11 protein-coding genes and 1 pseudogene are annotated in these 11529 nt (G+C 40.8%); 4 read left to right on the top strand and 8 right to left on the bottom strand.

The genetic code is table 11. The features are described 5' to 3' along the window. From FB6_RS04590 to FB6_RS04615, 6 genes and pseudogenes are all read right to left on the bottom strand, one after another. Nucleotides 1-99, bottom strand: a pseudogene (locus FB6_RS04590) (IS982 family transposase); the annotation flags it as partial. Nucleotides 100-327: 228 nt separating this feature from the next. Further along, nucleotides 328-1098: a DUF4262 domain-containing protein gene (locus tag FB6_RS04595; RefSeq protein ID WP_174558871.1), complete on the bottom strand. Its 771-nt coding sequence runs from the start codon at nucleotides 1096-1098 to the stop codon at nucleotides 328-330. Between the two features lie 68 nt (nucleotides 1099-1166). Beyond that, nucleotides 1167-1700 carry a gamma carbonic anhydrase family protein gene (locus tag FB6_RS04600; RefSeq protein WP_174558872.1) on the bottom strand — a complete coding sequence of 178 codons (534 nt, stop codon included), beginning with the start codon at nucleotides 1698-1700 and terminating at the stop codon, nucleotides 1167-1169. A 93-nt stretch (nucleotides 1701-1793) separates the two neighbouring features. Beyond that, on the bottom strand, nucleotides 1794-2942 hold the full coding sequence (gene dacC / locus FB6_RS04605; RefSeq protein WP_174558873.1) for a D-alanyl-D-alanine carboxypeptidase PBP5/6: 1149 nt from the start codon (nucleotides 2940-2942) through the stop codon (nucleotides 1794-1796). A 118-nt stretch (nucleotides 2943-3060) separates the two neighbouring features. Continuing rightward, nucleotides 3061-3450, bottom strand: coding sequence for an MCR_0457 family protein (locus FB6_RS04610; RefSeq protein WP_174558874.1), 390 nt, complete (start codon nucleotides 3448-3450; stop codon nucleotides 3061-3063). Between the two features lie 236 nt (nucleotides 3451-3686). Further along, on the bottom strand, nucleotides 3687-4061 hold the full coding sequence (locus FB6_RS04615; RefSeq protein WP_174558875.1) for an MCR_0457 family protein: 375 nt from the start codon (nucleotides 4059-4061) through the stop codon (nucleotides 3687-3689). 110 nt (nucleotides 4062-4171) lie between these two features. Between FB6_RS04615 and surE the strand changes: the two genes are divergently transcribed. The 3 genes from surE (at nucleotide 4172) to FB6_RS04630 (ending at nucleotide 6891) form a co-directional block, all read left to right on the top strand. Next, complete coding sequence (gene surE / locus FB6_RS04620) at nucleotides 4172-4942, top strand: 5'/3'-nucleotidase SurE (protein ID WP_174558876.1); 771 nt, start codon at nucleotides 4172-4174, stop codon at nucleotides 4940-4942. Between the two features lie 115 nt (nucleotides 4943-5057). Beyond that, nucleotides 5058-5867 carry a peptidoglycan DD-metalloendopeptidase family protein gene (locus tag FB6_RS04625; protein ID WP_174558877.1) on the top strand — a complete coding sequence of 270 codons (810 nt, stop codon included), beginning with the start codon at nucleotides 5058-5060 and terminating at the stop codon, nucleotides 5865-5867. 94 nt (nucleotides 5868-5961) lie between these two features. Then, nucleotides 5962-6891, top strand: a complete 930-nt coding sequence (locus tag FB6_RS04630) for a LysR family transcriptional regulator (protein WP_174558878.1) — start codon at nucleotides 5962-5964, stop codon at nucleotides 6889-6891. Nucleotides 6892-6965: 74 nt separating this feature from the next. On the opposite strand, the gene FB6_RS04635 is transcribed toward FB6_RS04630, so the two are convergent. After that, a complete protein-coding gene (locus FB6_RS04635; protein WP_174558879.1) occupies nucleotides 6966-8177 on the bottom strand; it encodes an aspartate aminotransferase family protein in 1212 nt (403 codons plus the stop codon). Between the two features lie 163 nt (nucleotides 8178-8340). Here FB6_RS04635 and grxD point away from each other — a divergent pair, with 163 nt between their 5' ends. Continuing rightward, a complete protein-coding gene (grxD, locus tag FB6_RS04640) occupies nucleotides 8341-8682 on the top strand; it encodes a Grx4 family monothiol glutaredoxin (RefSeq protein ID WP_174558880.1) in 342 nt (113 codons plus the stop codon). Between the two features lie 61 nt (nucleotides 8683-8743). Here the strand turns inward: grxD and FB6_RS04645 are convergent, their stop codons facing one another. Next, entirely contained in the window at nucleotides 8744-11380 is a 2637-nt protein-coding gene (locus FB6_RS04645; RefSeq protein ID WP_174558881.1) for a Lon protease family protein, read from the bottom strand. Between the last annotated feature and the right edge of the window lie 149 nt (nucleotides 11381-11529).

Below are 11529 nucleotides of genomic sequence, written 5' to 3' on the forward strand. Positions count from 1 at the left end.
TAACGAATGACGGCTTTGTTTGAGAAATTTCCAATAAGTTGCTTCAAATTTCAGAAAGAAATCATCAATTACGCAGAATAATTCGGTACTATTGAACATCAGGACTAGGGCTTTAGGTTTTGTGTGGTAACTCAACTGATGGCTCTAGTCCTCTTATTTTTCAAGTCATTTTCTTATCCGCGATTCGGGTTAACATAAAATCTCTTATACGAAATTAAATTTAATTTTTGGTTTTTTGACACCTTCAATTTTGTGTTGAACAGGACATAAATGCTAGTGTCTTTCCAGTCAGGGCGAGTATTTCACCGTAGATACTATTCCTAAACATTATTCGTCTTCATCTTCTAACTCAGTGATTACCCATTCATATCCGATAAATTTTCGGTCAGCCGCTTGACCATATTGCAAATCAAACATTTCATTCAAGCTTGGGTCCCGGTCAATCAAATGCTTTAAGCCAACCAGCTTATAATCATTATCAGCTAAAGGTTCAGCAGTTAAAAACTGCCAATCTCCGTTCTTTTCATGCAGTACCGTGAGTATGGGTTGCCGTTCTTCAATCCATTGTCTTGTTGTGAATATTCCCAGATTAGTCGGTTCTCGAAATTTAAAATTCATATTACGGTCGAGCAAAGGCTGATCATATAGAAACTCATCTTGAAAACCTTCTTCCCAAGGGAACTTGTTATTTCGATCTGTCCACACCAGTTGAAGCGCAGGAAATTTTTCATCTGCATAGTAGCTTTGGGCAATCCCAAAATAATCATTCATGTTTTCAGCATCAACTTTTAAGAATTGGCAGCGACCATCTTTAAAAAAGATATCTGAATATTCATGCTCTAATTGAATCATTTCACCGCTTTGAATCACTTCAGCAATATGATTGAGGAGGGCATGACAGAGCTTTGCAGATAAACCAAAACAGATAATTTCTGGATGACCATAACTTTCGTAAAGTCCAATGCTATAGCTGAAAGGCGGGGAATAGTCGGTATGATCAATCGATATGATTTGTAAGCCGAATTTCTCAATATTTGTTTTTGTTTGTTCTAATATTATGCTGCGATCAGGGCAGACATGATCTTCCGTATGTTTCATAAAAATTTATTATTTATCATTTTAGTATTCTAAAATACAGAAGATTATGCTAATCAACAAATCGAATTTTAAACTTTATGATTTTCTGCCACCTTTACATAATGTCTCGCTGAATAAGGCAAAAATTCTTTTTCTTTATCCGTTAGCGGGCGGACTTTCTGTACTGGACTGCCCACATATAAATAACCACTTTCCAGACGTTTACGTGGCGGAACCAGTGAGCCTGCACCAATCATCACATCATCTTCAATAATGACATCATCTAAAACAATGGAGCTAATGCCAACCAATACACGATTGCCAATCGTACAACCGTGTAATTTGACATGATGACCAATGGTGACATCTTCACCAATAATCAGGGGAGAGCCTTCAGGTTTATCGGCTTTTTTGTGACTAACATGCAACATGGCATGATCCTGCACATTGGAATTTTTACCAATATGAATATGATTGACATCGCCACGAATCACGGCAAAAGGCCACACCGAAACGTTTTCAGCAAGGACCACATCGCCAATGACCACTGCCATGTCATCAACATAACAAGAGTCATCAATTTGCGGCGTGGTATCTAAATAGGGACGAATGTTTTTAGCCATGTGAAGGTTTCAATCTGTAGTTTTCCAGCATTATAAAATAAAAAAGCACCCAGACCGAAGTGTGGATGCTTTAACTTAAGTCTAAAACTGAGCTTAGAACAAGTTTGCGAAGAACTGTTTGATGTGATCAATCATTTTGGCAAAGAAACCAGCTTCTTCAACAGCTTGAAGGGCAACTAGCGGTTTTTCCGCAATTACTTTACCGTTTAAGGTTGCCACATATTTACCTACCACTTGACCTTTTTTCAAAGGTGCAGTCAATTTAGGTTGTACCACCAATTGAGTTTTAATGGCATTGGCATCACCTTTAGGCATCGTCACATTAAAGTTTTCTGGTAGGCCAATTTGAACGTCGTTGCTTTTGCCATACCAAACTTTTGATTTAGCCAAAACCTGATTGGCAGGTTGAACTTTAACGGTTTCAAAGTTTGCGTAACCCCAAGATAAAAGTTCACGTGTTTGCGATGCACGCTCGTTCATGCTTGGTGCGCCAAAAATCACTGAAATTAAACGTAATGGGCCGCGTTTAGCAGAAGTGGTTAAGCAATAACCAGCTTCATCAGTATGACCTGTTTTTAAACCATCTACACTCGGGTCGGTATAAAGCAAGGCATTACGGTTGCCTTGTTTGATGCCATTAAAAGTAAATTCTTTTTCCGAGTAGATTGGATAATACTTTGAACTGTCATGGATGATATGTTGCGCAAGGGTTGCCATATCTTTGGCAGTCGAGTAATGACCTTCGGCAGGCATACCTGTTGCATTGATAAAGCTGGTATTGGTCATGCCAATACGTTTAGCTTCCTGATTCATCATGTGGGCAAATGTACCTTCATTGCCCGCAATGTGTTCTGCCATAGCTTTTGAAGCATCATTACCTGACTGGATGATAATCCCACGAAGCATTTCTAATGCTGTTGCAGTGCCGTTTAGAGGTACATACATACATGATTCTGTACTACTACCACGACACCAAGCAGATTCGTTCATACGAACTTTTTCATCTTCCGTGAGATCACCACTCAATAACTTTTGTTCAATGATGTAACTGGTCATCATCTTGGTCATTGAAGCAGGTGCTAATTTTTCGTTTTCATTTTTTGCTGCGAGGATTTGCCCCGTCTCATAGTCCATCAAAACATAAGATTTATTATTGAGTTCTGGTGGTGCCGATAAGACAGTTGCTGCGTATGAAAAACCAGGTAATAGTAATAATGCAGCAAGGGCGCTTTTGTGGGTCATTCTGGGTGGTTCCAATATCTTAATAATAAGCACAAAGAGCTTTGCATTTTAGGACAAAGCAAAGCCGACTTCTACCGCTGAAATCGGCTTATTTCAAAAGTATTGTAACCAATTTGTGTTATTTGCTATATGCAGTGAGTTCTTTACAAATTTCCTGGTTTTTTGCATCACCAGCATTTTTAGCATCACTACGGGCTTCAGCTAAAATAGGCTTAAATTTTTTCTCTTTAATGAGTTTGGATAAAGCGGAAACAGCATCTTTTTCTGCAGGTAAATGCTCTTGTGCGAGTTTGGAGTAACCTTTCTCAAATTGAGCTTTGTCTTCAATCAAACTTGGACAAACCTCAGATAAAACATAAATGGCAGCGAGTTCTTGTTGAGTTACTTGCTGCATGGGAGTGACCTCAATATTTTCATCTTGTGCTTTTGCTGCGTGAGTGACAGAAAGAGTCATTGCAGCAGTGGTGAACAGTCCCAAAGAAAGCGATTTCAATATAGATAATTTCATTAAACAGACCTAAATGATTTAAAAACATCACAATATAAATAAGCTTAGCGGTATTTTTGGTAATTGTAAGTACACAAATGTATTGAAGCTGTTGAGAATTGCAGAAATCTATGCAAACAAAGGTAAATATAGATGGACATTTAGGGGGATTAAAAATCAGGGCATAAAGTCCGATAAGCTTTATGCCCTGATAGCAGGCTCAAGAGTTTGAGTCCGCGATATAATTGATGTATTACTTAAGCATCGTAATTTAAGACATCATCACAAACTGACTTTTGCTCATCCTTATTGGTTTCTTTTGCAGCCTGACGTGCTTCATCCAATACAGATTTATATTCAGTATCTGCCTGAATTTTTTCATAAGTCATGGATTTTTCAGAATAGTCTTGTAAGTAAGTTTGAATGAGCTGATGAATGTTATGATCAAATTTGGCATTTTTACCAATAATGGCAGGGCATACTTCAGCCATCACTTGAGTTGAAGCAATATCTTCCTTTACCAGGGTATTTGCTTCAGCCTGAGTTAAGCCTTCATTGGCAGAAACCGCTGTAGATAACAGGGCAAACATACCTAAACCCAAGAAACCGCGAAATGAGATCGTTTTAATCATTTTAAAGTCACACATTTTGAATAGATGTTGGCCATTAAATATATATAATTTCTTATACAATTCAATCAAATGTTCTGATCAGTCATTTTTAACCCTTACGAGATGTTTTTGTGAATATATTAATTGCCAACGATGATGGTGTTTTTGCTCCCGGTATTCAAGCATTGGCTCAGGCTTTAGCGCCTTTGGGCCGTGTTGTTATTGTTGCACCAGAAAGCGAGCGCAGTGGTTTTTCCAGTGCTTTGACTTTAGATCGTCCTTTACGTCCGATTCAAATTTCTCCTGATGTTTGGGCGGTTAATGGCACGCCGGCAGATTGCGTCTATCTGTCGATGAACGGACTATTTGATTTTGAATTTGATCTGGTGGTCAGTGGCATTAACAGTGGAGCCAATTTGGGAGATGATGTACTTTATTCAGGTACTGTCGGAGCCGCATTTGAAGGTCGTCTAATGAAGCAGCCTGCGATTGCAGTTTCCATGGCGGGTCCAAATGTTCGTTCTTATGATAGTCCGCAGGACTATGCCGTTGCAGCACAATGGGTGCATGACTTTATTGTGCAAGGTTTGCCAATATTGCCCCCACGTCATATTTTTAACGTGAATATTCCGGATATTTCTGAATTGCAAGGGACTAAAATTACCTATCAGGGACGTCGTAGTCAATCTAAACCCATTACCAGTCATGTTGATCCACGTGGACGTCAAGTGTATTGGATTGGTTTATCCGGTGAGGCTGTTGCTGAACCCAAGAAAGGTATAACTGAAATAGAGTCGGATTTTTTTGCAGTCGCCAATGGTTATGTGAGTGTCACACCTATACAAATGGACGCGACAAATTACGAGATTTTGAACACATTGCACGCACAGTTTTCTAAATAGTGCCCAATAGTGTTATAACTTTGTGAAAAAGCAGAACTGTACATATTTTTCAGAGACTTTTTTGCTAATCTTAGCCCAAATCAATAAATACATTTATGTGTAGAGAGGAAGATTAATGCACTTGGTGTCACAATATCGCTTATTTGCTGTGCCTTCAGCCTTGTTGAAAACCCTTGTGTTATCTACAGCTGTTATTTCGACTGTTATTCTGAGTGGTTGTGCTTCTAAACCACAAATTCATAATGCGACACGTTATGCAACTGCGCCGGACTATTATACTGTTCGCTATGGAGATACTTTGAGCGGTATTGCAGCACGTTATGGTTTAGGGTACGTGAGTGTGGCTGAAATGAATGATATCGCCCCACCGTATCGTATCTATGTAGGACAGTCTTTACGTTTAAAAGATTCGGGTTCACGCCGCACCACTACAACTCAAGCAGTGACACAAGCTGCTCCAATTCAACGTCAAAGCGTACAGCTGCCAACGACGCCAGTACAGTCTGTTGCACCCGTGACTTCAGCTCCAGTTGTTGTCGCATCTTCACAAGTGTCTGCTTTGCGTTGGGTTAAACCAAGCAATGGTGCAGTGATTGCTAACTTTAACGTGGCTTCTAATGTTAAAGGCATTCGTTATGGCGGTAATCAGGGAGATCCAATTTTTGCTGCGGCAGATGGGCAAGTGGTTTATGCTGCAGATGGTTTGAAAGAGTATGGTAATCTTATTCTGATCAAACATATTGATGGTTATATCACTGCTTATGCGCATACCAGCAAAATGAATGTCAGCAGTGGTCAAAATGTGACTGCAGGACAGAAGATTGCGGAAATGGGTTCTACGGGTACAAATCGTACTATGCTTGAATTTCAGGTACGCTTGAATGGCAAACCAATCAATCCGACTAATGTTTTACCAATAAATTAAATTTTACAAATACAAAACATAAATTTCACCGTATAATACAATGAGTTGCTTTTATCGAAAAAGATAAGGCACTCATAAGTTCAGAGGGAAATTTATGTTAGATCAACTTCGAGCAATGGGTGTATTTGCTTGTGTTGTTGAAAAAAGCTCGTTTAGCGGTGCTGCACGTGAGTTAGGAATCACAACCAGTGCCGTGAGTCAGCAAATTCGTTCTTTAGAAAATGAAATGGAAGTCACACTTCTGCATCGATCTACTAGAAAATTAAGTTTGACTGAAGCTGGACAAGCTTTTTTCCATAGCTGTCAAGAAATGCTTGCCGCTGCTGAGCGTGGAAAAATCCGCATCAATGAGTTACGTGATGACTTGATTGGTGACTTACGTATCGCAACAACCCCCGAACTTGCTGCTAATCATGTGATTCCTGCATTGTCTCATTGGATGCAGGCACATCGTGGTTTGTCTGTACATGTCGAGGCAGATAATCAATATATCGATTTAATCGAAGGACGGATTGATATTGCCTTGCGCATGAGTTCAAAAATGGAAGATCATAATTTGAATGTGGTGCCACTGGCTCTGGTTGAGCAAGTGCTGGTTGCCTCACCAAGTTATTTGAACCAGTCTGCACCGATATCACGACCCGAAGATTTGAAAAATCATGATCTGATTCCAATCAATATTATGAAAAATTACCAGCATTTTTCATTTAAAAATATGGTGTCGGGTGAAACCTCTCTTTTAGAAATGAAATCGCGCTTAAGTACCAATAATGTATTGGTGGCAAAATCATTATGTTTGCAAGGACATGGTATTGGGCGCATTTTATATTTAGATGTACAAAAAGATTTGGTGAATGGTTCTTTGGTTGAAGTGTTGCCAGAGTGGAAATTACCATGCTTTACTTTATATGCGATTACGGCAAAAAAAGATCAGCAACCGACTAAAATCCATCGCTGTTTGGAAGCATTAAAACAATACTTTAGCCAATTACCCGGCGGAAGAATGTATCAAGAAGCTTCATGATCTGAAGCAGATAAAAAAAGCCGCATCAAGCGGCTTTTTTTATTGAATATTTAGTTAGATGGCTGAGCTAAAAATTAGGCTAAATAATCCTTAATCATTTTAACCAAGCGTTCAACCAATTGATCAGCCTGTTCTTTATTAATGTTGAGTGGTGGTAATAAACGAACCACTGAACCTGCAGTGACATTGATAATCAGTTTGTAATCATCACGAGCCACATTGACCAGATCGCCACAGGCTTTCGGCAATTCAATACCAATCATCAAACCAAAACCACGGACTGTCACGTTTTGATCTGTCAGTTGCTGGCTTAACTGCTCAACGATATAAGCACCCATTTGGGCCGCATTGTCGACCAGATGTTCTTTTTGAATGGTATCAATGACAGTATAAACCACACGTGAACCTAAAGCGGTACCACTATAAGTTGAGCCATGGTTGCCCGCAGTCAGTACGCCTACACCACGACCTTGAGTCATCACCGCACCAATCGGGAAGCCATTGCCCAACCCTTTAGCGGTAGTCAAAACGTCAGGAACAATATTGGTGTGCTGATATGCAAAGTATTTACCGGTACGGCCATTACCTGTTTGAACTTCATCCAGCATCATCAACCAGTTATGCTGGTTACAGATTTGACGGATTTCTTCAAGATAGCTAAAACCTTGAGGGGCAGTATTGACACCACCTTCACCTTGAATTGGTTCAACTAGAATCGCAACGATGTCTGGATGATTAATTGCTGCTTCTTCAATCGCTTCGATATCACCAAAGGGCACACGAATGAAACCTTCAACCAAAGGTGCAAAACCTTCCTGTACCTTTTTATTGCCGGTTGCAGAAAGAGTCGCCATAGTACGGCCGTGGAAAGAATGATCTGCGACAATAATTTTAGGTGTAGCGATGCCTTGCATATGACCAAATTTACGCGCAATTTTAATAGCACCTTCATTTGATTCTGCACCACTATTCGAGAAGAAAATTTCTTCCATGCCTGAAACTTCAGCCAGTTTTTGCGCAGCAGCGGTTTGCCAAGGCACTTCAAAAATATTACTGGTGTGCATCAGGGTGGCGGCCTGTTCAGCAATGGCTTCAGTGACAGCAGGGTGCGAATGGCCTAAACCACACACCGCAATACCGGTTAAGGCATCCAGATATTCAGTACCATCTTCAGTATAAAGATAAGAACCTCGTCCTCGGACAAAGCTGATCGGCTGACGGCCAAATACCGGCATCAAATGAGATGGTTGATCAGTTTGCACAGGAGCAAGGGTAATGTTATTCATGACTAACTCTTATCTGTTAGGTGGGAAAAATAAAAGTTTATATAAGCAAAATCCAGGACAGATTAAAAGCCCAAATGTAAATAAAAATGGAATTATTGCTTTAGAGATACTGTTTCGCCAAGTTTTGGGTATAATGCGAGGCAGATTAGTTGAGGATTTATCAATGACTGAACAAGCACGCGATACTGAAGCGTTAATTCGTGACCAAATTGCTAAACATGCAGTATTACTTTACATGAAAGGTACACCACAATTCCCACAATGTGGTTTCTCTGCACGTGCGGTAGAAGCACTCAGTCAAATTGGTCGTCCATTTGCTTATGTAAACATTTTGGAAAACCCTGACATTCGCGCAACTTTACCAAAAATTGCAAATTGGCCTACTTTCCCACAATTGTGGATCAATGGCGAATTGATCGGTGGTAGCGATATCATGCTGGATATGTTCCAAAAAGGTGAATTAAAAACTTTAGTAGAACAGTACAGCCCGGCACCTGAAGCTTAATTCAGTGTGATGTTGTAAAAAAAGCGCCTTGAAGGCGCTTTTTTTAATGGCTGGGAAAATGTCAGCTATTTTCCGGGCTGTCTGAATCTGTATCTGCAGATCCATTCTTGGCAGGACTTTCCGTCTCAGCTGTAGTGATTTCAGTTTTGGCCTTTTTTTTGTCTTTCTTCTTTTTTTTCTTTTTCTTCGGTTCTTCCTCAAGCTCGGTGCCATCTTCTAGCGCTTGCCAGTACTCTAATTGATCCATCACAGCGGCAAAGATGGAACCTTTGCTGTAACGACCTTTTTTATTTAAAGTTCCCACTGGGCGAGCCATTAAAATTTCTAAGGCCTGATCGATAGTTTCAATGGCATGAATGTGGAACTGACCTTTACCTACCGCTTCAATGACATCATGGCGTAACATCAGGTGTTCCATGTTTTGACGCGGGATAATCACACCTTGTTTTCCGGTCAAGCCCTGTAATTTGCAGGCATCATAGAAACCTTCAATTTTGGCATTCACACCACCAATCGGTTGCACTTGACCCAACTGGTTCATTGAGCCGGTAATCGCCCAGGATTGATCAATCGGAAGTTGACTAATGGCAGAGATCAGGGCAGAAAGTTCCGCCACGGTGGCACTGTCGCCATCAACCTGACCATAGCTTTGTTCAAAGGCAAGGGCAGCAGAGAAGTGCAGAATCTGTTCACGACCAAAGTGTGCCTTTAAAAAGCTCGACATCAACAGTACACCTTTGGCATGCAAGGAGCCACCAAGTTCAACACTGCGTTCAATATCCAGAATGTCACCGCCACCCTGATAGACTGATGCAGTTAAACGTGATGGCAGACCAAATTCGACATCGGCATATTGAATCACAGACAGGGCATTGATCTGACCTAAGCGATGACCACGAGTTTCAATGAGCTGGGTACCGCGAGATAGATCTTGCCAATACAATTCACGTAAATAGCCTAAGCGGTATTTGCGATGATCCAGTGCCGTATTGATATGCTTTTCTGAAACGCTTTTATCACCTGCCTGTGCAGCATGATGATGTGATTCGCGAATCAGATCGCCTAAAGTTAAGGCATGTAATGACAATGAGCTTTGGTCTTCTGCTTGACGACTTGAATCCGTGAGTAATGCGGCCAGGGCAGAACGGTCAAAAGGCAATAACTTGTCGGTTTGCACATAATCTGCAATCAACTGCATGTAGGCTTGTTCGTTAATGTCATTACGTTGTAATGTATCAGTGAAGTCGGCGCGGATTTTAAATACACTGCCAAGTTCCGGTTCAAGCTCTAGAATTTCATAATAAACCTCAGGCTCTGCAAGTAAAATAACCTTAATATTCAGTGGAATAGATTCTGGTTCAATGGATATGCTGCCAGTTAAGGTCAGCATGTGTTCCAAAGAAGAAAGTTTTAACTTCCCTGATTTTAAGGCTCGTTTTAGACCTTGCCATGCATAAGGCTGTTCTAGCAGCTGCTCAGCTTCTAGCATCAGGAAACCGCCATTGGCTTTGTGTAATGCACCTGGACGAATTAGGGTGAAGTCGGTGGTAATGGTGCCGTTTTGGGTCAGTTGTTCCACATGTCCCAGCAAGTTGTAGTGGGTCGGGAAATCTTCAAAAATAACAGGTGCGCCAGTGTTGGGTTTATGCGAAACAATGATGTTGGCCTGATAGCGTGATGGCACGCGGCTGAATATCCCTGGGGAGAAATCATCTTCTTCCTGTTCGAGGACAAATTCTACATTATTGATAATATCTTCAGCGTAGTATTGTAAATACTCGGTCAAACCCGCGACATCTGGATATTTGTTCTGAATCAGGTCAATACGTGGCATCACCACCTGTTTGGCAATATCACGGTTCAGGTGCTGCACTTTATCACGTGCATCATCTTCTAAATCACCCAGATGCAAGCCCAGACGATCTAGTTTTTTATTCATGTAGCGAATGTTGGAGGCTATTTCAGCACGTTGTTTACTGTTTAAGGCATTAATGTCTTCTTTGGACATTTCCTGATATTCATTGTCTTTGACATGAACCGGCACGAAACAATGTTCATCATCTTGTGAAATCAGTTTCAGGTCGAATTCTTCACCTTCTTTGGTGAGTTCGACCAGCGCAGACTGTTGCTCATCACCGGTTTGCTGACGAATCTGTTCAATACGGTTGTGATAGGTTTCAGCCGTAAAGCGACGTTCTAATTGTTTTAAAATGGTCTGCCAGCTTTGATGCAACAAGGCCTGAAATTTAGGTCCTTGTCCCGCAGGAAGTTCAAGTGCAATCGGTTGACGAGGGAATTTAAAATTATTGACATAGACCCAGTCATTTGGCGTTTGCATGCTTTTGGCGTGTTGCTGCAGTAAACGCTTGATCATGGTACGTTTACCTAAACCGGCTGTACCCACTGCAAAAATATTGTAGCCAGAGTAAGGCAGGGCAATGCCTGCTTCAACAGAGGCGCGTGCACGGTCCTGCCCAAGAAAGTCATTCAGCGGCTTGATTCTTCGGGTTGACGCAGGAATTTTTTCTAGATTCGGAATATGCGTCAGTTGTTTCGGTTTAAGCTGGGTTTGCGTCAAAGTGTTTTGAATTTCTGGTTGATCGAATGCTGAAATTAAACTGTTTTGTATCGGGGCTGGGTTATTAATAGGAGTAGTGGCAGCTACAGAAGAATTCATTTGATCGAGTTTTTGGGGCACTGTTTAAATCCAAAACTAAAATATTGCATTAGAGATTTAAAGGTATACAGGTTTAGCTGAAAAATTCAAGCAGGCAGCTCATTTTTATCGACAAAATAAAACAATGATTTCACAATTATTGTTGAATCTGAACGTATTAAGCGTTTGAA

The organism is Acinetobacter bouvetii (assembly GCF_902753875.1).
GTDB classification, from domain to species: domain Bacteria; phylum Pseudomonadota; class Gammaproteobacteria; order Pseudomonadales; family Moraxellaceae; genus Acinetobacter; species Acinetobacter bouvetii_A.